The organism is Nocardia elegans NBRC 108235, from assembly GCF_001612845.1.
Lineage (GTDB): Bacteria > Actinomycetota > Actinomycetes > Mycobacteriales > Mycobacteriaceae > Nocardia > Nocardia nova.
On the sequence record NZ_BDBF01000010.1, the window covers coordinates 33,163 to 53,062 of the forward strand.

Genomic DNA, 19,900 nt, shown 5'->3' on the forward strand with positions numbered 1-19,900 from the left:
GTAGATCGCGGGGTGCCCGCGCAAAGTCCCGGTCAGCGGGCGCCCCGGCTCGCTGAGTGGGGCGGTGTTTTCGGCCTTCGCTTCGCTCCGGCGGGTCTCGGCCCCTGCTCGGCGGACTCCGGCGGTCCTACGCCCTCCCGCGCCGCCTGCATTCCGATGATCGGGACTTCTCGGTCCCACCACCTGCACCCGCCCCTACCGTCGAGGCATCGACCCAGTGCGTGGCAGCGCAGAGGCAGGGAGGAACACCGGCAATGACGAACAAGGTGCTCGATCGGGTGCGGGACCTGCTCCCGGCGATCGGGGAACGGGCGGTGACGGCCGAGCAGGAGCGGCGGGTGCCTGCCGAGACGATCCGCGAGCTGACCGAGGCCGGCGTGTTCCGGATGTTGCAGCCGAGCCGCTTCGGCGGTGCGGAGGAGTCGCCGGTCGCCTTCTACGAGGTGATTCGCGCGATCGCGACCGTCTGCCCGTCGACCGCGTGGGTGGCCTCGGTGCTGGGTGCGCATCCGTGGCAGCTGGCGTTGTTCGACCCGCGGGCCCAGCAGGATGTGTGGGGTGAGGATCCCGACACGCTGGTCTCCTCGTCGTATGCGCCCACCGGCAAGCTGACTCCGGTCGACGGCGGCTTCGAGATGAGTGGCCGGTGGAGCTTCTCCTCCGGTTGCGATCACGCCGACTGGGCGTTCCTGGGCGCGGTGGTGCCGAACGATCAGGGCGGAGCCGACTACCTGACGGTGCTGGTGCCACGCACCGACTACCGCATCGAGGACGTCTGGCATGTATCGGGCCTGTCGGGCACGGGAAGTAACGACATCATCGTCGAGAAGGCCTTCATCCCGGCGTATCGCGCGTACAGCGCCGCCGATCAGTCCGCGCTCGTAGGCCCCGGGCAGGAGGTGAACACCGCTGCGCTGTACCGGATTTCGTTCGCCAGCGTGTTCTCCAACACCATCACCGCGCCGATCATCGGCGCCGCGCAGGGCGCCTACGAGTCGCATCTGCGGCGTCAGCGCGAACGGGTCCGGCTGTCCTACGGCGGGCAGAAGGTCGCCGAGGATCCGTTCGCCCAGGTGCGGATCGCACGTGCCGCTTCGGAGATCGACGCGGCCATCCTGCAGCAGGAACGCAATATCACCGAGCAGCTGCGCTACGCCGAAGCGGGCGAGGAGATTCCGTACGAGCTGCGGTTGCGCACCCGCCGCGATCAGGTGCGCGGCACCGAACGCGCGATCTACGCGATCGATCTGCTGTTCGAGAACTCCGGCGGCCACTCGATCCGCAAACCCAATGTGATCGAACGCAACTGGCGCGACGCCCACGCCGGCAACGCGCACGTGATCAACGATGTCGAGCGAGCGCTGGCGATGTACGGTCAGGGTGAGATGGGTGTCGAGGTCACGGAGCGGATGGTCTGATGGGTTTCACTGCCGAGGACACCACCCGCTGGGTCACCGTCGACGGCGTGAAACTGCGGTATCACGAGGCGGGCTCCGGTGCGCCGCTGGTGCTGTTGCACGGTTCCGGCGCCGGTGTGTCGGGCTGGGCCAACTTCGGCGCCAATCTCGAGGCGCTGGCTCCGCACTTCCGCTGCCTGGTGCTGGATCAGCCGGGATTCGGCGCCAGTGAACGGCCGGAAACCTACGACCGCAACTATCTGCGGATCGCCGTCGACGCGGTCCTGGGCCTGTTGGACGAACTCGGCGTCGACACCGCGCACCTGCTCGGCAATTCGATGGGCGGGGCGGTGGCGACCCTGCTGGCCGCCGAACATCCCGATCGCGCCGACCGGTTGGTGCTGATGGCCCCGGGCGGTGTAGGCGTCAACATCCTGGGACCCGAACCGTCGGAGGGGATTCGGCGACTGCTGGACTTCAACGCCGACCCCACTCCGGAGCGCGCGGTCGACTGGCTGAAGACGATGGTCTTCGATCAGACCGTGCTCACCGAGGAGCTGATCGCGGCCCGCACGGCCGCGGCCTCGGATCCGAGCCAGACCAAGGCGCTCGCCGACGCCTACGCCACCTTCTACAACCCGGCCTTCGCCGATCCGGTTCCGCTGTGGGCCCGGCTGCGGGCGATCCAGCACGAAGTGCTGATGCTGTGGGGCCGCGACGACCGGGTGACGCCCGTGGAGGGCGCCCTGTTGCCCGCCCGCCAGCTGCCGCGCGCCGATCTGCGGATCTTCTCGCGCTGCGGGCATTGGGTTCAGGTCGAGCGCAAGGACGCGTTCGAACGCGCCGTGATCGATTTCCTGCGGAACGGATTGTGAACGCGCGCTGATCCTTTTGCGCCGACGCCGCAGTGGCCGCCGCACCTCACGAGGGTGCGGCGGCCACCGTCGTCTCCGGGCCGCGCCGGCCGCACGTCGTGCGCCGGGCTACAACCCGTGATCGCGCGCCCACCCCGCGATCTGGGTCCGTGAGGTGAAGCCGAGTTTGGTCAGGATGTGCTCGACATGGGTCTCGGCCGTGCGCACCGAGATCACCAGATCGGCGGCGATGCGTTTATTGCTGTGCCCGGCGGCGACGAGCCGGGCCACATCCTTCTCCCGGCGGGTGAGCAGCGACAATGCCGCGGTGTCGACGGGCGTGGGGCGCGCGGGCGGGGCCGGTGCTTCCTCGGCGGCGGGCCCGCGGCCCAGGGCGAAATCGATCGCCGCCGGTAGCGTCATCGATGCCCCCGCGTCATAGGCGGCCCGGAAACCACTGTCGCCCAGTGCGTTCCGCACCTCGTCGCGCACCTTCTCACCCACCGCGCTGGTGATCGTATGGGCCAGGCGCACCGTACTGCGCTGCAGCGTCTCGGCCGCGCCCATCAGCCGCGCCGACCGTTCCATATCGCCGCGGGCGGCGGCCGACCATGCCATGCCGTCGAAACCCGAAGCCAGCCACACACATCGGTCGAACAGCGCGAATTCCTCGATCGCGCGTCCGAGGTAGTCGTCGGCGGCGTCCTGATCGCCGAGCCGCCACTGATCGATGCCGAGCGTCCACAACGCCAGCCCACCCAGCATATGCGGGCCGTAGCGCTGCGTGAGCACCTGGAATTCGCGGGCCATCTCGGTCGATCGGGGCTCCTCCAGCAGGGTCGCGCACATGAAACCGAAAGCGAGACTGTCCATTTCGGTGGCGTGATGCTCGGTGGCGCGGGCCAGCCGGACCGCCTCCTCGGAGCGGCGCAGCGCACCGGCGGTATCGGCGTCGGTGAAATCGATCAGTGCCGCGTCCAGTTCCGCCTCTGCGAGGATGTCGGTGGCGCCCAGATCGGTGGCGACGGTGACGCATTCGCTCGCCAGCCGCGCCGCCGACTCCCGATCCGACAGCAGTGCCGCCAACGAGGCCGCCGACGACAGCGCGCGCGCTCGTTCCCAGCTGGGTTCCGGATTCCGGGCCAGGGCGTCGGTCAGCCACCGATACCCCTCGGAGAGGAACCGGTAGTGCTCCCAGAACGGGCGCAGCACGGTCGCGGTCTCCATCGCCAGCTGCGGTGCGTCGAGCATCGAGAATTGCAGGGCCGAGCGCAGATTGGCGTGTTCGCGTGCCAATTCGCGGAACCACGCCAGATCGTCGGAACTCCAGTACGCGGTCTGCCCGCGCAGGGCCAGCCCGCGGTAGTGGTCGCGGTGGCGGGCCCGCGCCCGGCGCTCGTCACCGTGTGCGACGAGGCGGTCCTGGCCGAACTGCCGGATCGGTTCCAGCATCGAATAGCGCGGCGCGGCAGCGTCGTAGCGCAATCGCAGCACCGACTTGTCGACCAGACCGGTCAGCGCGTCGAGCAGTCCCTGTGGCCCCGGTGGCAGCTGACATACGGCCTCGGCGGCCTCGATGTCGAAACCACCGGCGAAGACAGACAACTGTTGCCACAGCTGCTGTTCCGCGGGGGTGCACAGTTCGTAGCTCCAGCGGATCGCGCCCTCGATGGTCTGCTGACGCTGCGGTGCGGTGCGTGGTCCGGCGCTGAGCAGGTCCATGGTGTCGTCGAGCCGGTCGCGAATCTGCTCGGGCGTGAACACCCGGAACCGCAATGCCGCCAGTTCCAGCGCCAGCGGGATGCCGTCGAGGCGCTGGCAGATCGCGGCGAGGGTGTCGCGGTTGGCTGGGGTGAAGGTGAAATCCGGATTCGCGGCGGTCGCCCGGTCCACCAGCAGCCGCATCGCATCGCTGTCGACGTCGGCGACCGACAGCGGCGGAATCGGCATCACCTGCTCGCCGGGTATGCCCAGCACCTCGCGGCTGGTGGCCAGCACCCGTACCTCGGGGGTGGCGGCGACGAGATGGGCGACCAGGGTCGCGCACGCGTCGATGAGATGTTCGCAGTTGTCCAGGATCAGCAGGAGTCGTTTGCTGGCGAGGAATTCGGTGAGCCGGTCCAGCGGCGCCGTGGTGTCGTCGCGCAGATCCAACGCCTCGGCGACGCTGAGGGTGACCAGATCGGGATCGTGCACATCGGCCAGTTCGACCAGCCACACCCCGTCCGGGAAGGCGCGCGCCATCGCCGCGCCGACCTGTCGCGACAGCCGCGTCTTGCCCACGCCGCCCGGGCCGAGCAGAGTCAGCACCCGGGTCGCGGGCAGCAGCCGTTTCGCGGTGGCCAGTTCGTCGCGGCGGCCGACGAAACTGGTGACCTCGGCGGGAAGATTCCCGGTGACACGCCGCGCCATGATCGCCAACCCTATCGTGATCGAAACGCGTGCGGACCACATCGGCGATGTCGGTCCCACGTGCCCGCGGACGGTGGAAACGGGAATAGGCTGAGACGGCGAACCGATATTCGACCCGCGGTCCGTCGGGGCCGCGGACCCACAGACCCCTCGTCCCCAGGAGGCCCGCAGTGCGGATCGGCATCATGCTCAGCGAACAGACCGGACCGGATGCGCTCGTGCGCCTGACCGACGAACTGCAGCAGGTGGCCGACGAGGGTTTCGAGTCGGCGTGGCTGTCGCACATCTTCGGTCTCGACGCGCTGACCGCGCTCGCCGTCGCCGGCAGCAAGGTGCCGAATATCGAACTCGGCACGGCCGTGGTGCCGACCTATCCGCGGCACCCGGGCGCACTGGCCCAGCAGGCCGCCACCACCGCGCTCGCCGTCGGTCGCGGACGGCTCACCCTGGGGATCGGGCTGTCGCACCAGATCGTCATCGAGAACATGTTCGGCTACGACTTCGGCCGCCCGGCCCGGCACATGAAGGAGTACCTGTCGATTCTCGGGCCGCTGCTCGAGGGACAGCCGGTGTCGTACCAGGGCGAGACCCTGAGCGCGAACCTCGGCCTGACCGCGGGAGAGACCGGCCGGATCCCGGTGCTCGTGGCCGCGATGGGAACCCAGATGCTGAAATTGGCCGCGCGCCGCACCGACGGCACCGTGCTGTGGATGACCGGCCCCGCGACCATCGCCGACCACATCGCACCGACCATCACCGCGGCTGCCGCCGAGGCCGGCCGGCCCGCGCCGCGGGTGGTCTGCTCGCTGCCGGTGCTGGTCACCGACGATATCGATCGCGGCCGGGAGAAGGCCGCGACCGTCTTCGCCGCTTACGGTTCGCTGCCCTCGTATCGGGCCATGATGGATCGCGAGGGCGCCGAGGGGCCGGCCGATCTGGCGATCATCGGCACCGAGGAGCAGGTCGCCGCCCGCATCGAGAAGGTGTTCGCCGCCGGTGCCACGGAATTCGTGGCCGCGCCCTTCGTCGGCGGCCAGGCCGCCGAGCGCACCCGCAAACTGCTCACCCAGCTGGCGGACTGAGCCACGGTGGCGCGCCGGGCGCGGATCGAGGACGTGGAAGAGCTCGCCCTGGCGATGCCGCACGTCACCGTGGTGCGCGGGTCCAGCGGCAATCCGGTCTTCCAGGTCGGTGGCAAGTCGTTCATCTTCTTCCGCACCCCACGCCCGGACGCCGTCGATCCGGACACCGGCGAACGGTACCCGGACGTGATCGTCTTCTGGGTGCCGTCGGAGTCGGACAAGCGTGCGCTCGTTCAGGATCCGGATTCGCCGTTCTTCACCACCGCTCATTTCGACGGGCATCTGTCGGTGCTGCTGCGCGGGGCCCACATCGGTGAACTCGACCTCGACGAACTGCGCGAAATCGTCCAGGACGCCTGGCTGTCGCGGGCCTCAGCGGCGCGCGGCCGGCGCTGGCTCGCCGAACATCGGCTCTGATCTCGACGATAACCGTTGCGGCACAACATATTTCAGTTAGCCGCGGCGGAGGCGATGTCGAGCCCGGCCAGCTGGTGGCGCATGCGCTCGCGTTTGGTGCGCAGGTAGCGGACGTTGTGCTCGGTCGGGTCGGTCTGCAGCGGAATCCGGTGCGTGACCGCGATGCCGTGTGCTTGCAGACCCGCCTGCTTGTCCGGATTGTTGCTGAGCAACCGCACCGATTCGACACCCAGATCGCTCAGGATCTGCGCGCCCGCGCCGTAGCGGCGGGCATCGATCGGCAGGCCGAGACGCAGGTTCGCGTCCACGGTGTCGGCGCCCGCGTCCTGCAGTTCGTAGGCGCGCAACTTGTTCAGCAGGCCGATGCCGCGGCCCTCCTGGCCCCGCAGATACACCACGACACCGCGTCCCTCGGCAGCTACCGCGCGCAGGGCGGCGTCGAGCTGTTCACCGCAATCGCAGCGCAGCGAGCCGAACGCGTCGCCGGTCAGGCATTCCGAGTGCAGCCGGGCCAGGACGTCGGTTCCGGACGGATCGCCGAAGACCAGGGCGAGATGTTCGACCGGTTGCGTGCCGGAGTCGGCGTCGCGGTAGCCGAAGACCTGGAAATCGCCGTAGCGGGTGGGCAGCCGGGTCTGCGCGAGCCGGGTGACGGTGTGCTCGCGGTGCTTTCGGTACTCGATGAGGTCGGCGATGGAGATGATCGGCAGCTCGTGCTCGCGGGCGAAGGTCAGCAGCTGCGGCAGCCGGGCCATCGATCCGTCGTCGTTGACGACCTCCGCGATCACGCCCGCGGGCCGCAACCCGGCCGCGCGCAACAGGTCGACGGTCGCCTCGGTGTGCCCGGCGCGGCCCAGCACGCCGCGCGGATGCGCCCGCAGCGGGAAGACGTGCCCGGGCCGGGTGAGGTCGGCGGGGGTGGTGCGCGGATCGGCCAGCAGCCGCATGGTGTGGGCGCGGTCGGCCGCCGAGATACCCGTGCTGACGCCCGCGGCCGCATCGACCGATACGGTGTATGCGGTGCCCTTGGGATCCTCGTTGACCGCCGTCATCGGGGGTAGCGAGAGCCGGTCGAGATCGGCGCCGGGCATCGGCACGCACAACACGCCACTGGTGTGGCGGATGAGGAATCCGATGGTCTGCGCGGTCGCGAATTCCGCGGCCAGTACGAGATCACCTTCGTTCTCCCGATCCTCGTCGTCGACCACTACGACGGGGCGGCCGGCGGCCAGGGCGTCGAGTGCGTTCTGGATGGAATCGAGTTCACCGGTCATCGTGCACCTCCTGTATGCCTAATAGAAATATTCCGAAAGGCCTCCCGCTAGGAAGGATTCCGCTCAGTGAGATTCTGGGGAGGTCGATCTTCCGGAACTCGGCGTCGGCGTTGACCTCGAGTGCGGTTGAGGATGCACGCTGGGTGCATGACACAGGCCGCAGAGTTCTGGAACACCGTCTACGACGACGACACCGCTCCCTGGGTGATCGGTGAGCCGCAGCCGGCGATCGTGGAGGTGGAACGCGAGGGGTTGATCCGGGGGCGGGTGCTCGACGTCGGAACGGGTGCGGGGGAGCACACCATCGCCCTCACCGCCCTGGGCTACGACGTGCTGGGTATCGACCTGTCGCCGAGCGCCGTCGAGTACGCGAGGCGCAACGCCGCCGCGAAGGGGGTGCCCGCGGCGCGCTTCCGGGTGGCCGACGCCGTCCGCCTCGGCGCCGATCCCGAAGCGGCCGCCGAACTCGGCGTCTTCGACACGATCGTCGACAGCGCCCTGTTCCACATCTTCCGCGAGGATCCCGGCACCCGCGCCGCCTACGTCCGGTCGCTGCGCACCCTGTGCGCTCCGGGCGGTCTGGTGCACGTCCTGGCGCTGTCCGACGCCGACCCGGGTTTCGGGCCCCGCATCAGCGATCGGATGCTGCGTGAATCCTTCGATACCGGTTGGGATTTGGAGGATCTGCGCCCCACGTCCTATCGCGGCCGGGTCACCCCGGTGGTCGCCGATCAGGTCGCCGGGCTGAACGTCGCCGAGAACGGGACCGTGGACACCGCCGCCTGGTTGGCCCGGATCCGGCGAGTGTAGCGACGGACCCGGTATGTACCGGGCGTCCCGCCGTGCGGCTATCGGGGACGAGACTTCGACTTCGGCGGTGCGAGCGGCGCCTCGCGATTGCGGGGCAGCCGCCCGCGCTTGTTCAACGCCTCCAGGTCGTCGAGCAGATCCTCGGCCAGTTGGCGCTCCGCCTCGTAGTGGCGGATGCACCACCGCAACACGGCACTGGGAAAGGCCCAATCCGGGTTGGCGTCGGACCCCTCGGCGTCCGCGGCGGCGCGGCGGCGCATCTTCTCCGCGTAATCGATATGCGCGGTGAGGATTTCGCGCAGCCGCTCCGGCTCGGCCAGATGACCGAGCCAGGCCCGCAGCAGCACACTGTGTTTCAGCACCGGCGCTTCCACCGGTGAATGATTGACCCAGTGCGCCACGGCATCCCGGCCGCTCGGGGTGATCGCGTACATCCGCTTGCCGCGCACACCGTCCTCGGAGGTCACGGTGCGCGACGTGACGTACCCGTGCTTCTCGAGGCGTTTGAGTTCGGCGTAGATCTGGCTGAACGACGGACTCCAGTAGAAGAACTGCAAACTCCAGTCCGCCCACTTCTTCAGGTCGTAGCCGGACAATTCGTCCGCATGTGAAAGCATCCCGAGCACGGCCCACGAAGTGGTCGGCAGATCGGTGCCAGATGTCATCGCCGAACTATACCGCCCAGTCATATGCGGATCCGAAATCAGCGCCAGCGGGTGCGGTGCGGGAACAGCGCTCGCCCGGCCTCGTGCACGACCTCGAGGACCACCCGGGCCAGCCGGTCGTAACTCATCGCCTCGGCTCGTCCCGAGAGCGAGAGCGCGGCCGGTGGGGCGCCGCGGCCACGCAGCGGCGCGGCCACACACGCGATGCCGACCATGGCCTCCTCGCGGTCGATCGCCACGCCTTGGCGCAACCGGATCTGACCGAGTTCGCGATGCAGCGCATCGGGTTCGGCCAGGGTGCGCGGAGTGAGCCGGGGCAGCCGGCCGCGGAACGCGGCCTCGGCGATGGTGGGTTCCAGCGCCGCAAGCATCGACTTGCCCAAAGCCGTTGCGTGCGCGGGCATCCGGCCCCCGAGCCGGGTGGGCAGCGCCGCGGCGAACCGGCCGCCGGCCTTGTCCAGGTAGACGACCTCGCGACCGTCGAGCACCGCCAGATGGCCCACCATGCCCGTCCGCTGCGACAGTTCGTGCAGCAGCGGACTCACCGCATCGCGAATCTCGTTGTGGTCCGCGGTGAGTCCGCCCAGTTCGAGCGTGCGCATGCCGAGGCGGTAGCCGCCGGCGGAATGCGCCAGCCAGCGCAGCCGGATCATCTGATCCAGGATGCGGTGGACCGTCGAGCGCGGAAGTCCGGTCCGCTCGACCAGTTCCAGCAGTGTCAGAGTCGGGGTGTTCGCGTCGAAGGCGTCCAGGATCAGCGTCATTCGCTCGATCATCGACACCGGAATCGGCGCGCCGGCTCGATGAGCCCTGGCGCCCGTCGTCGCGTGATGCGCGGCCGTGGTGGTGCGTTCCGCGGAGGGCAGCACGGTGACGGTCATATGTACCTCCGTTGGCTCATATGCAGGCTAGAAGTATTTCGACTAGGCATGTTCGGTTTCGGCATTTGTGTCACCTATCACAGTGGCTGCCACCACACCGGTCGCGAATCGGTGGAACTACGTAAGTGCTACCGAAATCTCTCCCGTTCACTGGACCTGGCCGTTGACGGGTCCCGGGGCCGACCTGGTGTCATGACTTACAGCTATATGTCTGTCCGAAACAAGGAGTGGCCGTGGAGCCGGTAGTACAGGTGGACGAGATATCGGAGGCGACCTTCAAATCCGTGCTGAGCAGGTTCTGCTCCGGGGTCACGGTGATCACCGCCCTGACCGGCGACCAGCCGATCGGGTTCAGCTGCCAGTCGTTCTCGTCGCTGTCCCTCGATCCGCCCCGGGTCTGCTTCTTCCCCGCGCGGACCTCGACGTCGTGGCCGCGCATCCGCGAGGTAGGACGATTCTGCGTCAACATTCTCGCCCACGATCAAGCCGACATCTGCCGCGCGCTGGCCCGCAGCGGCACCGACAAATTCGCCGGCGTGGACTGGGAGGTGTCCGGAAACGGGTCGCCGCGGTTGAGCGGTGCGCTGGCCAGTATCGACTGTGAACTGGATCGCGAGGTGGACGGTGGCGACCACACCATCGTGATCGCGCGAGTCACCGCACTGGCCGAACATTCCGAACAGGCGCCGCTGCTGTTCTACCGCTCCTCGTTCGAACGTCTGCACGGGCACTGACGCGAGCGTCTGCATGGGCACTGACGCGAGCGTCTGCATGGGCACTGACGCGAGCGTCTGCATGGGCACTGACGCGAGCGTCTGGACGGGCACCGACGCGGTTCCGCGGGCATGCCGGTGGTGACGAGCCCGGTGCGTACCCGCCCGCACCGCCGGGGCGTCCCGTCACTGCCGATGGCCGGAGCGGATCTCCCGGCCAGTGGGACTACGCGTGCCGGGCCCCCGTCCCGATGGCGAGCATCGAGTCATCACCCGGGGCGGGTTCGGCCGGCGGGTAGTCGAGGCCGATCGCAATCGAGGCCGATCGCATTCGAGACGGAGGAATCATGAACAGCGACAGCGAAGTGCGGGTCATCGACGCCGGCGCACCGCCGACCCGGTTCGCCCGCGGCTGGCACTGCCTGGGCCTGGCGGACTCCTTCCGCGACGGCAAGCCGCACACCGTCGCCGCCTTCGGTACCGAACTGGTCGTGTTCGCCGGCGAGGACGGCACGCTCAGCGTCCTCAACGCCTACTGTCCGCATATGGGCGGCAATCTCGCCGACGGCACCGTCAAGGGCGATTCGCTGGCCTGCCCCTTCCACGACTGGCGGTGGAACGGCAAGGGCAAATGCACCGGAATCCCGTACGCGCGCCGGGTGCCTCCGCTGGCGCGCACCAAGGCGTGGCCGACGCTGGAGCAGAACAAGCAGCTGTTCGTCTGGAACGATCCGGAGGGCAAGCAGCCGCCCGCGGACATCACCATCCCGCGCATCGACGCCGCCTTCGACGACGAATGGACCGACTGGACCTGGAACTCGATGATCGTCGATGCCAACTGCCGCGAAGTGGTCGACAACGTGGTCGACATGGCGCACTTCTTCTACGTGCACTACGGCTTCCCGACATTCTTCAAGAACGTTTTCGAGGGCCACATCGCCAGTCAGTACATGACCTCCATCTCGCGCGAGGACATGATGGGCGAGACGGCGAAGGCATTGGGCGGCAAGAACACTCTGCATTCGGAGGCGTCCTACTACGGGCCCTCCTACATGATCGACTACCTGCGCAGCGACAGCGCGGATCTCTCGGTCGAGGGCTATCTGATCAACTGCCATTACCCGATCACCGAGAACCGGTTCGTGCTGCAGTACGGGGCCATCGCGAAGAAGCCGCAGGGCGTCTCGCCGGAGCGGGCCGAGCAGATCGCGGCCTCCTTCGTCGGCGGTCTCGGCAAGGGGTTCGAACAGGACGCGGCGATCTGGAAGCGCAAGTCGCGCATCAACAATCCGCTGCTGTGCGAGGAGGACGGACCGGTCTATCAGCTGCGCCGCTGGTACGAGCAGTTCTACACCGACGTCGCCGACATCTCGGAGGAGATGACCGCGCGCTTCGAATTCGAGGTGGACACCACCCGCGCGGTCACCGCCTGGGAGGCGGAGGTCGCCGAGAACCTCGCCAAGCGGGCCGAGCAGGCCGTGGCGGGCTGAGAGTTATCGCGATGGACGAGGTTTCGTGCCGATCCTGCGGAACGTGCGTGCTGGTGGAGAAATTCAGCCCGCAGCACACGAGCGTGCAGTGGAGCCGGTCGGCGATGCGCGTATGCACCGAATTGTCGCAGCCGGGCACGCATGCGCACACCTGCACCGCCCTGCGCGAGAGCATCGACGCGGCGGTGCAGTCGGGCCGGTTGAGCGTGAGTACCCGCGATGTCGATGTGCGCACCCGCGGCCGGACGGTGGCATGACAGGGGCAGGAAGCTGGATGAACGGCACAGGAATGGATGTGGTGGTGCTCGATGGATACCGCGATCGAACTCGACGTGCGTGAGCCGCGTACGTCGCGCGAGGACGCCGGCCCTCGTCGCTCGGCAACCGGCGGCGAATCCGCGGACGGCGTCGTGGCGGCCGCCGGGTCGCCGGCCGATCCGGTCGTCGTCGAGATCGTCCGTGTGGTGCGCGAAACCGCGGACGCGGTATCGCTCGAATTGGCGCCGCAGCCCGAACACGCCGAGCGGTTCGGCTATCGGCCCGGGCAATTCCTCACTGTGCGCATCCCCAGTGAGCTGACCGGTTCGGTGAGCCGGTGCTACTCGCTGTCGAGCGCACCGCACGAGGGTGGACCGCTGAAGGTCACCGTCAAACGCACGGCGGCCGGATATGCGTCGAATTGGTTGTGCGACAACGCCGTCGCCGGTGACACCCTGCAGGTGCTGCCGCCCGCCGGACTGTTCACCCCGGCCTCGCTGGACGCCGATCTGCTGCTGTTCGCCGGCGGCAGCGGCATCACCCCGGTGTTGTCGATCCTGAAATCGGTGCTCGCGCAGGGCAGCGGCCACTGCACCCTCGTGTACGCCAATCGCGACGAATCGTCGGTCATCTTCGCCGCGGAACTCGCGGAACTCGCGGGCGCCCATCCGGATCGGCTGCAGGTGCTGCACTGGCTGGAATCGGTGCAGGGCCTGCCGAGTGTGCCGCAATTGTCCGCGCTGGTGCGGCACTGGGCCGATCGCGAGACGTTCGTCTGCGGTCCGGAGCCGTTCATGGACGCCGTCGCCGCCGCGATGGCCGCGCACGGCGCCGACCGGCGGCGCGTGCACATGGAGAAGTTCGTTTCCCTGACCGGCAATCCGTTCGAGGCCGCACCCCCTGCGAGCGACGACGCCGACCTCGCCGACTCGGCGAACGTCGAGGTCGACCTCGACGGCGAGCATCACCGGGTGGCATGGCCGCGACGCCAGGTCTTGTTGGATACCTTGCTGGCAGCGGGACTCGAGGCGCCGTATTCGTGCCGCGAAGGCGCGTGCAGTGCGTGTGTGTGCCGGGTGGTGTCCGGCGAGGTGTCCATGCGCCGCAACGAGGTTCTCGAGGAGGAGGATCTCGCCGAGGGCTACGTGCTCGCCTGTCAGGCGGTACCGGTCACCGACGACGTTTCGATCAGCTATTCCTGAACCCATTCTTCGAGGAGAGAAAATGGCCGCCGTCAGCTCGCTCGGTTATGTCCGAGCGCGGATCGCCGATGTCGCCGCGTGGCGTGAATTCGCCTTCGACATCATCGGATTCGCCGAAGGGTCGGGCCCGAATCCGGAGTCGGTCTATCTGCGTACCGACGAGCACACCTACCGCCTGGAGCTGGTACCGGGCGATCGCGACGAGGTGATCGCCGTCGGCTGGCAGGTCGCCGACCGGCGCTCGCTGATGCTGGTGCGCGAAACGCTCACCGCGGCCGGTGTCGAGGTCACCGAACTCACCCTTGCCGAATCCGCCGCGCGCCACGTCGAGGAGGCGATCAGCTTCATCGATCCGGCCGGATTCACCGTCGAGGTCTTCCACGGACCTCTGCTCGATCACAGCCCGGTGGTCGGCAAGTACGGAAACCGTTTCGTCTCCGGCGATCTCGGTCTCGGCCACGTTGTCCTGCCGGTGCCCGATATCGAGGCCGCGCGGCAGTTCTACACCGAGGTACTGGACTTCGCCTCGCGCGGTTCGTTCCGGGTGGGTCCTCCCGAACATCCGATCTGGATCCGGTTCATGGGTGTCAATCCCCGCCACCACAGCCTGGCGCTGATTCCGGGCGGACGTGGCGACGGTCCGGGGATCGTGCACGTGATGGTCGAGGTCGACGCGCTCGACGATGTCGGCCGGGCCCTCGACCGGGTGACGAAGGCGGGCTATCACCTGTCCTCGACCCTCGGCCGCCACACCAACGACAAGATGATCTCCTTCTACGTCCGCACCCCGGGCGGCTGGGACCTCGAATTCGGTTGCGAGGGAATGCTCGTGGGCGAGGACTATGTCGCGGAGGAGATGACGGCCGACAGCTACTGGGGCCACGAATGGGCGCGCGGCTGAGCGGCCGTCACCACCGTGTGGCGGCCGGCACGCGGTGAGGTGAACCGGCGACCACAGTAGTTACAGGTCTGGTTCCTGCACGTCGGTGAACGTGACCCGCACCGAGATCGGATCGGTCTGCAAGGCGGCGAATCCGGCGGCGGTCAGCGGTGCGAGCGCCGGGTGCGGGGCGAAGGCGCGGGCCCGGGCGACCACGTCGTCGTCCGGGCGCAACTCCGCCGTGGCCGCGCGCCAGGTTCCGTTGTGCCGCAGGCGCACCGAAGGATTGGCGCGCACATTGTTGCCCCAGCCCGACCGCATGCCGTGCTGGCAGATGATCCATGCGCCGTCGTCGTCGAACAGCACCGATACCGGAACCCGGCGCGGCTGACCGGATTTGCGGCCGATGGTCTCCAGTTCGGTCGCGAAGGTGGACCGCACACCCACCCGGTCCAGTGCGGCGAATCCGGGATTGACCAGATAGCGGCCGACGGCGCGTTCGATCCGGAATTTCGTCGACTTCCGGTCGGTGCCGGCTGTCGTGCGCCGGGATCGGAAAGCGTCCAGTCCGTTGCGGCGCAGCATGGTTATCGCGGTCGACCACGGTGACCGGGCCGGATCCGGATCCAGCCCGGCGCCGAGGCGATGCAGCTGATCGGTGTGCCATTGCAGATCCAGGGCGCCGTCGACCGCGCGCAACGCACCGATGCGAGCGATCCGGCCGCGCAGGCCGAGCGAAATCGACGGTGGCCGAAGGATTTCGGTCCCGCCGGTGAGCAGGTCGGCGGCAGCGGCCGGGTACACCGTGGTGGGGCGGCCGAGTCCGACCACATCGCAGGCGCCGGAGTCGACCGCCCCGCCCATCGCCGTCCGGCTGCGGAACCCGCCGGTGACCGCCAGCGGCACCGCGGCCGCGACCTGCCGCACGGTCTCCGCGTACTCCAGGAAGTAGGCCTCCCGCGCTCGGGTACTCGCCGCCGCGCGGGACCTGCCCATCATCGCCGGGGATTCGTAACTGCCGCCGCTGATTTCGATCAGGTCCAGCGGCTGCCGGGCCAACTGCCGGACCACCTCCCGCGATTCCTCCTCGGTGAAACCGCCGCGCTGGAAATCCGCCGAATTCAGCTTGACGGCCACCGCGAAGCCCGGCTGGACCGCCGCGCGAATCGCACCGACCACCTCGAGCAGAAAGCGGGCGCGGCGCTGCCCGTCACCGCCCCAGTCGTCGGTGCGCTGATTGGCCAGCGGGGAGAGGAACTGAGACACCAGGTAGCCGTGGGCGCCGTGAATCTGCACCCCGTCGAAGCCGGCCGATTCCGCGATCCGCGCCGCGTCGGCGAAGCGCCGGATCAGGTCGTGGATCTCGGTTTCGGTGAGCGCCCGCGGCGTGGGCAGGCCCGGCACTCCCGACGCGATCGCCGAGGGCGCCACCGGCCGTTGCCGGGTGGCCAGCGGATTCGCTTGGCGGCCGGGATGATTCAGCTGCATCCAGATCGGGGTGCCGCCGTCCTTGGCGGCCTTCGCCCAGCGCGTCAGCGCGGCGAGATCGCGATCGTCGTCGATAACCACATTGCCCGGCTCGCCGAGCTGGGTGCGGTCGATCATCACATTGCCGGTGACGATCAGGCCGTAGCCGCCCGCTCCCCAGCGGCGATACAGCCGGACCAGCCGGTCGTCGGGAGCATGTGCCGCGGTGCCGAGCCCCTCGCTGAGCGCCGATTTCATGATCCGGTTGGGCAGTACCTGGCCACAGGGCAGGGGGAGTGGGTCGTGCAGTCCGGTCATGCCTATCCTCCAGGGCGCGGATCGGAAATGAGGTATACCGATCGGTATAGTCGGCACAGTAGTACACCGATCGGTATAGGGCAACGGTAGGCTGGACCGTGCAGGGTGCACGAGGAAAGGGGTCGCATCATGGGAGCCCGCGACCGGCTCATCGACAGCGCCGTGGATCTGATGCGCAGCAACGGTGTGGCCGGCACCGGCATCGCGCAGCTGCTCGACCACAGCGGCATCTCGCGTCGCTCGGTGTACCTCAACTTCCCCGGTGGTAAATCGGAACTGATCGCGGAGGCGACCCGCGCGGCCGGTGCCACCTACAGCGCGTTGCTGCGCACGATCACCGCGGGGGCGGACGTGGCATCGTGTGTCGGCGCCTTCCCGGCGCTGTGGCGCGAGAAGCTCGCGGCGAGCGACTTCACCGCCGGCTGCCCGATCGTCGCGGCCGCGCTGGGCCGGTCGGAAGCGCCCGAAGCGGCCGACGCCGCCGGTGCGACCTTCACCGAATGGGAGACCATCCTCGCCGAACGCCTCGAAACCGAGGACGTCGAGCCCGATCTGGCGATATCGCTGGCCACCACGGTCGTGGCAGCGCTGGAGGGGGCGGTGATCCTCTCAGTGGCGACCCGCTCGATGGCGCCCCTGGAACGGGTGGGCGCCCAGATGTCGGAACTCATCGCGCGCCATACCGCGAAGTGAGTGCCCGCTCTATCGCCGCGGCGGTGGGAATGGACGCGGAGGCGCCGACGACGGTGGTGGCCAGGGCGCCGGCGGTGCAGGCCCACGCCAGAGCGGTCGCGGGGCCCTCGTGCCAGTGTGCGGCCAATGCGCCGGTGAACGTGTCCCCGGCGCCGGTGGTGTCGACCACCTCGACCCGCACGCTCGGATGAGAGAACTCACCGTCGGGTCCGCGATAGCGCGCGCCGTCGCCGCCGCGGGTGGTCAGCACATGCGGGACCGCCCGGAGTTCCGAATCCAATCGCGCCGCTTCGCCCTCGTTGACCACCGCGATGTCGACCGCCTCCCACAGCTGCGGTGGCAGTGACCGCGCCGGGGACGGATTGAGCAGAACGAGAGTGCCGTGCTCACGGGCGCAGCGGGCGGCGCCGAGCACGGTCTCCACCGGAATTTCCAGCTGGCACAGGAGAATATCCGCCTCGGCGACGAGGGCGCGATCACCGTCGGTGAGCCCGGACAGCTCCGCATTGGCTCCGCCGACCACGATGATCGTATTCTCGCCGGCGTCGTCGACCACGATGGTGGCGGTCCCGCTGGCCCCCTCGACGGTGCGCAGTCCGGCGGTCCCGATCTCGTTGTCCTCGAGCACTTTTCGCAACTCGACGCCGAAGACGTCGGTTCCGACCGCGCCGACGAAATCGACCGCCGCGCCCGCACGCCGAGCGGCGATCGCCTGGTTCGCGCCCTTTCCGCCGGGCACCGTATCGAAGGCGGTGCCGAGGACGGTCTCACCGGGCCGCGGCCGCCGCGGCGTGCGGGTCACCAGATCCATGTTGATACTGCCGACCACTGCGATCCGTGCCATGCACGCACCGTAACCCGCCGCGGCGGGCGCGGGTTCGAACGTCGCCGCCGTCAGGCGTGGTCGGCCGCCGTCGCCACCGCGGCCAGCCGGTCGAGCGACCCGAGTAGTTTGTCCGAGGTCGTCGCCCGGGCCCTGGGCAGCCGGACCTCGTCGGTCAGCCGCGTCCAGTCGTAGGTGTGCCGCACCAGGGTCCGGCTCTCGTCGACGGGTTCGAGCTCCCAGCGCCACAGATGTCCCGGCGGCCGCTGCCCGGATTCCGCGGGCAGCCAGGCGATCCGGCGTCCCTCCTCGAACTCCACCACGTGGTTCTCGCGCACACTCCCGTTGATGAGTGTCATCGCGAAGACATCACCCACGCTCCGCACGCGCTGCCCGATCTCCGCCCGGTCGAGATTGTCGTTCCCGTCCCATCGCGGCTGCTGCGCCGGATCGGCGATCAATTCGAAGATGTGCCCGGCCGGCGCGGCGACCTCACGCTCCGCCGACACCACCCTGTCGATATCTGCCATGACACCATCGAATCATCCGCGGGCATCGCCGACAACGCGGCCGCGAAGGGCGTTCGGACACAGGCTGTTCCGTGCGTGCGGCTCACTCCTGGTTCTCGACCGGGCCGGACGTGGATTCTGCATGCCGGGGCTCCAGGGGTGGCCCCGCGACCGGGCAGTTGACCTTGCATTGCGGCGTGGCCTCGGGACCAGCGCTCTCGAGCGCGTCGTCGCGGACGGTGACCACGGTCAGTGCCGCGGCCGCGGCCATCACGATCGCGCAGATGAGCATGGCCTCGTGGAACCCGCGCTCGAAGGCGGCGGGATCGGTGTAGGCAGCACCGGTGAGTCCGGTGAGCGGCGGGACAGCCGCTACCGCAAGCAATCCGGCCGCTCGGGCGACGGCATTGTTGACGCCGCTGGCCACCCCCGCGTGCCGTTCGTCGGCCGTCGCCAGCACGGTCGCGGTCAGCGGTGCGACGGCCAGGGTGAGTCCGAGGCCGAACACCAGGGCGGCGGGCAGCACATCGGCGACGTAGGAGGCGTCGGTGCCGATCCGCATCATCAGCAACATCCCGGCGGCGGCCAGCAGCACACCCGCGGTGATCGGGATGCGCGGTCCGATCCGCTGAGCCAGATCGCCCGAGCGGGCGGAGAACAACAGCATCAGCACGGTGGCGGGCAGCATCGCGGTCCCGGCCGCCATCGGACTGAAACCGGCCACCACCTGCAGGGTGAGCACCAGCAGGAAGAACACCACACCCATCGCGCCGTACATCACGAAGGTGACCGCGTTGATCGCGCTGAACTGCCGCGAGGCGAAGATCTCGACCGGCAGCATCGGCGGCGGCCCGTGGTGTCCGGGCGCGTCGTGCCCCGCCGAGCGCCGCCGCTCGACGACGACGAAGGCCACCCCGGCGAGCACGCCGATCACCGCCGTCGCCAGCACGGCCGCCCGGCTGCTCCCGTGTTCGGGTGCCATGGTCAGTGCGTAGGTGATGCCTGCCAGGCACAGTGCCGCGAGGAAGGCTCCCAGCACGTCGAAGCCCTCACGTGCCGGGCCGCCGGATTCGGGAGCCGGGCGGGTGGTCGCCGAGCCGTCGGACGCGCCGGAACCGTAGGTCTCCGGCACATGCCGCACCGCGACCAGCACCACCACCGCGGCCAGCGGAATGTTCAGCAGGAACACCCAGCGCCATCCGGCCGCGCCGACCAGCCATCCGCCCAGGAACGGACCGATCGCGCCGGCGACCCCGCCGAGCCCGGACCACGCGCCCACCGCGCGGGCGCGATCCGATTTCGCGAACGAGGCCTGGATGATCGCCAGTGAGCCGGGCGTGAGCAGCGCGCCACCCACGCCCTGCAGTGCGCGGGCGGCGATGAGCATCGGAATACCCTGTGCCGCACCGCAGATCGCCGAGGCCAGCGCGAACCACACCACGCCGACGACGAAGATCCGCCGCCGTCCGAATCGGTCACCCAGTGAGCCGCCGAGCAGAATCAGCCCGGCCAGCGTGAGCGTGTAGGCGTTGACCGTCCACTGCAGCCCCGCCATCGAGGCGCCGAATTCCTCGCCGATGCGGGGGAGGGCCACATTGACCACGGTCGCGTCCAGCATCGCCATTCCCGAGCCCAGCACCGTGGCCAGCAGAACCCAGCGACCCGAACCCGACGACAACCGGATGGTGGCGACCATGAGGACACGGTAGCGGCGGGCACCGACGGACAGCGGGCGTTCGGCGGTTATCCGGCGGC

General features: G+C 69.0%; 19 protein-coding genes. 11 read left to right on the forward strand and 8 right to left on the reverse strand.

The genetic code is table 11. The annotated features are described in order from the left end of the window. Positions 1-254: 254 nt before the first annotated feature. Together hsaA and NE2_RS08485 are read left to right on the forward strand one after the other, a co-directional pair. On the forward strand, positions 255-1,418 hold the full coding sequence (gene hsaA / locus NE2_RS08480) for a 3-hydroxy-9,10-secoandrosta-1,3,5(10)-triene-9,17-dione monooxygenase oxygenase subunit (protein WP_063025434.1): 1,164 nt from the start codon (positions 255-257) through the stop codon (positions 1,416-1,418). Beyond that, positions 1,418-2,272, forward strand: coding sequence for an alpha/beta fold hydrolase (locus NE2_RS08485; RefSeq protein WP_063025436.1), 855 nt, complete (start codon positions 1,418-1,420; stop codon positions 2,270-2,272). Before hsaA ends, NE2_RS08485 begins: the two co-directional genes overlap by 1 nt. Positions 2,273-2,380: 108 nt before the next feature. Here NE2_RS08485 and NE2_RS08490 read toward each other — a convergent pair whose 3' ends face one another. After that, positions 2,381-4,663, reverse strand: coding sequence for a LuxR C-terminal-related transcriptional regulator (locus tag NE2_RS08490; RefSeq protein ID WP_063025438.1), 2,283 nt, complete (start codon positions 4,661-4,663; stop codon positions 2,381-2,383). A gap of 170 nt (positions 4,664-4,833) precedes the next feature. Here NE2_RS08490 and NE2_RS08495 point away from each other — a divergent pair, with 170 nt between their 5' ends. Together NE2_RS08495 and NE2_RS08500 are read left to right on the forward strand one after the other, a co-directional pair. Further along, the gene (locus tag NE2_RS08495; RefSeq protein WP_063015506.1) at positions 4,834-5,745 is read left to right on the forward strand and encodes a TIGR03564 family F420-dependent LLM class oxidoreductase; all 912 of its coding nucleotides are present in this window, start codon (positions 4,834-4,836) and stop codon (positions 5,743-5,745) included. Between the two features lie 54 nt (positions 5,746-5,799). Then, positions 5,800-6,162: an MmcQ/YjbR family DNA-binding protein gene (locus NE2_RS08500; RefSeq protein WP_063025557.1), complete on the forward strand. Its 363-nt coding sequence runs from the start codon at positions 5,800-5,802 to the stop codon at positions 6,160-6,162. Between the two features lie 32 nt (positions 6,163-6,194). Here NE2_RS08500 and NE2_RS08505 read toward each other — a convergent pair whose 3' ends face one another. Then, entirely contained in the window at positions 6,195-7,436 is a 1,242-nt protein-coding gene (locus NE2_RS08505) for a bifunctional 3,4-dihydroxy-2-butanone-4-phosphate synthase/GTP cyclohydrolase II (RefSeq protein ID WP_063025440.1), read from the reverse strand. A gap of 147 nt (positions 7,437-7,583) precedes the next feature. Between NE2_RS08505 and NE2_RS08510 the strand changes: the two genes are divergently transcribed. Next, positions 7,584-8,246: a class I SAM-dependent methyltransferase gene (locus tag NE2_RS08510; protein WP_063025442.1), complete on the forward strand. Its 663-nt coding sequence runs from the start codon at positions 7,584-7,586 to the stop codon at positions 8,244-8,246. A gap of 38 nt (positions 8,247-8,284) precedes the next feature. Here the strand turns inward: NE2_RS08510 and NE2_RS08515 are convergent, their stop codons facing one another. Both NE2_RS08515 and NE2_RS08520 read right to left on the reverse strand, forming a co-directional pair. Continuing rightward, the gene (locus NE2_RS08515; RefSeq protein ID WP_063025444.1) at positions 8,285-8,911 is read right to left on the reverse strand and encodes a PadR family transcriptional regulator; all 627 of its coding nucleotides are present in this window, start codon (positions 8,909-8,911) and stop codon (positions 8,285-8,287) included. Between the two features lie 38 nt (positions 8,912-8,949). Next, positions 8,950-9,792 carry an IclR family transcriptional regulator gene (locus NE2_RS08520; protein WP_036522673.1) on the reverse strand — a complete coding sequence of 281 codons (843 nt, stop codon included), beginning with the start codon at positions 9,790-9,792 and terminating at the stop codon, positions 8,950-8,952. Between the two features lie 233 nt (positions 9,793-10,025). Between NE2_RS08520 and NE2_RS08525 the strand changes: the two genes are divergently transcribed. From NE2_RS08525 to NE2_RS08545, 5 genes are all read left to right on the forward strand, one after another. Then, the gene (locus NE2_RS08525; RefSeq protein ID WP_106958614.1) at positions 10,026-10,526 is read left to right on the forward strand and encodes a flavin reductase family protein; all 501 of its coding nucleotides are present in this window, start codon (positions 10,026-10,028) and stop codon (positions 10,524-10,526) included. Between the two features lie 326 nt (positions 10,527-10,852). Further along, positions 10,853-11,995: a 3-ketosteroid-9-alpha-monooxygenase, oxygenase component gene (locus NE2_RS08530; RefSeq protein WP_063025448.1), complete on the forward strand. Its 1,143-nt coding sequence runs from the start codon at positions 10,853-10,855 to the stop codon at positions 11,993-11,995. A 47-nt stretch (positions 11,996-12,042) separates the two neighbouring features. Beyond that, complete coding sequence (locus tag NE2_RS08535; protein ID WP_233429715.1) at positions 12,043-12,252, forward strand: hypothetical protein; 210 nt, start codon at positions 12,043-12,045, stop codon at positions 12,250-12,252. Between the two features lie 51 nt (positions 12,253-12,303). After that, positions 12,304-13,455, forward strand: a complete 1,152-nt coding sequence (locus NE2_RS08540; RefSeq protein WP_084493895.1) for a ferredoxin--NADP reductase — start codon at positions 12,304-12,306, stop codon at positions 13,453-13,455. Positions 13,456-13,477: 22 nt separating this feature from the next. Further along, positions 13,478-14,356 carry a VOC family protein gene (locus tag NE2_RS08545; protein WP_063025452.1) on the forward strand — a complete coding sequence of 293 codons (879 nt, stop codon included), beginning with the start codon at positions 13,478-13,480 and terminating at the stop codon, positions 14,354-14,356. A gap of 60 nt (positions 14,357-14,416) precedes the next feature. Here NE2_RS08545 and NE2_RS08550 read toward each other — a convergent pair whose 3' ends face one another. Then, positions 14,417-16,120, reverse strand: a complete 1,704-nt coding sequence (locus NE2_RS08550) for a nitroreductase family deazaflavin-dependent oxidoreductase (protein ID WP_063025454.1) — start codon at positions 16,118-16,120, stop codon at positions 14,417-14,419. Between the two features lie 129 nt (positions 16,121-16,249). On the opposite strand from NE2_RS08550, the gene NE2_RS08555 reads away from it, so the two are divergent. Continuing rightward, positions 16,250-16,813 carry a TetR/AcrR family transcriptional regulator gene (locus tag NE2_RS08555; RefSeq protein ID WP_063025559.1) on the forward strand — a complete coding sequence of 188 codons (564 nt, stop codon included), beginning with the start codon at positions 16,250-16,252 and terminating at the stop codon, positions 16,811-16,813. Here NE2_RS08555 and NE2_RS08560 read toward each other — a convergent pair. The 3 genes from NE2_RS08560 to NE2_RS08570 all read right to left on the reverse strand — a co-directional run bounded on the left by NE2_RS08560 (position 16,788) and on the right by NE2_RS08570 (position 19,841). Further along, positions 16,788-17,657: a ribokinase gene (locus NE2_RS08560; protein ID WP_063025456.1), complete on the reverse strand. Its 870-nt coding sequence runs from the start codon at positions 17,655-17,657 to the stop codon at positions 16,788-16,790. The genes NE2_RS08555 and NE2_RS08560 overlap by 26 nt on opposite strands. Before the next feature lie 50 nt (positions 17,658-17,707). Beyond that, a complete protein-coding gene (locus NE2_RS08565) occupies positions 17,708-18,166 on the reverse strand; it encodes an SRPBCC family protein (RefSeq protein ID WP_063025458.1) in 459 nt (152 codons plus the stop codon). A gap of 82 nt (positions 18,167-18,248) precedes the next feature. Next, positions 18,249-19,841, reverse strand: a complete 1,593-nt coding sequence (locus tag NE2_RS08570; protein ID WP_063025460.1) for an MFS transporter — start codon at positions 19,839-19,841, stop codon at positions 18,249-18,251. Positions 19,842-19,900: the final 59 nt, after the last annotated feature.

Excerpts from the sequence above, each read along its gene's own strand:
- hsaA (WP_063025434.1), top strand. The coding sequence starts at position 255 with ATGACGAACAAGGTGCTCGATCGGGTGCGGGACCTGCTCCCGGCGATC.
- NE2_RS08485 (WP_063025436.1), top strand. The coding sequence starts at position 1,418 with ATGGGTTTCACTGCCGAGGACACCACCCGCTGGGTCACCGTCGACGGC.
- NE2_RS08490 (WP_063025438.1), bottom strand. The coding sequence starts at position 4,663 with ATGGCGCGGCGTGTCACCGGGAATCTTCCCGCCGAGGTCACCAGTTTC.
- NE2_RS08500 (WP_063025557.1), top strand. The coding sequence starts at position 5,800 with ATGCCGCACGTCACCGTGGTGCGCGGGTCCAGCGGCAATCCGGTCTTC.
- NE2_RS08505 (WP_063025440.1), bottom strand. The coding sequence starts at position 7,436 with ATGACCGGTGAACTCGATTCCATCCAGAACGCACTCGACGCCCTGGCC.
- NE2_RS08510 (WP_063025442.1), top strand. The coding sequence starts at position 7,584 with ATGACACAGGCCGCAGAGTTCTGGAACACCGTCTACGACGACGACACC.
- NE2_RS08515 (WP_063025444.1), bottom strand. The coding sequence starts at position 8,911 with ATGACATCTGGCACCGATCTGCCGACCACTTCGTGGGCCGTGCTCGGG.
- NE2_RS08520 (WP_036522673.1), bottom strand. The coding sequence starts at position 9,792 with ATGACCGTCACCGTGCTGCCCTCCGCGGAACGCACCACCACGGCCGCG.
- NE2_RS08530 (WP_063025448.1), top strand. The coding sequence starts at position 10,853 with ATGAACAGCGACAGCGAAGTGCGGGTCATCGACGCCGGCGCACCGCCG.
- NE2_RS08540 (WP_084493895.1), top strand. The coding sequence starts at position 12,304 with ATGGATACCGCGATCGAACTCGACGTGCGTGAGCCGCGTACGTCGCGC.
- NE2_RS08545 (WP_063025452.1), top strand. The coding sequence starts at position 13,478 with ATGGCCGCCGTCAGCTCGCTCGGTTATGTCCGAGCGCGGATCGCCGAT.
- NE2_RS08550 (WP_063025454.1), bottom strand. The coding sequence starts at position 16,120 with ATGACCGGACTGCACGACCCACTCCCCCTGCCCTGTGGCCAGGTACTG.
- NE2_RS08555 (WP_063025559.1), top strand. The coding sequence starts at position 16,250 with ATGGGAGCCCGCGACCGGCTCATCGACAGCGCCGTGGATCTGATGCGC.
- NE2_RS08560 (WP_063025456.1), bottom strand. The coding sequence starts at position 17,657 with ATGGCACGGATCGCAGTGGTCGGCAGTATCAACATGGATCTGGTGACC.
- NE2_RS08565 (WP_063025458.1), bottom strand. The coding sequence starts at position 18,166 with ATGGCAGATATCGACAGGGTGGTGTCGGCGGAGCGTGAGGTCGCCGCG.
- NE2_RS08570 (WP_063025460.1), bottom strand. The coding sequence starts at position 19,841 with ATGGTCGCCACCATCCGGTTGTCGTCGGGTTCGGGTCGCTGGGTTCTG.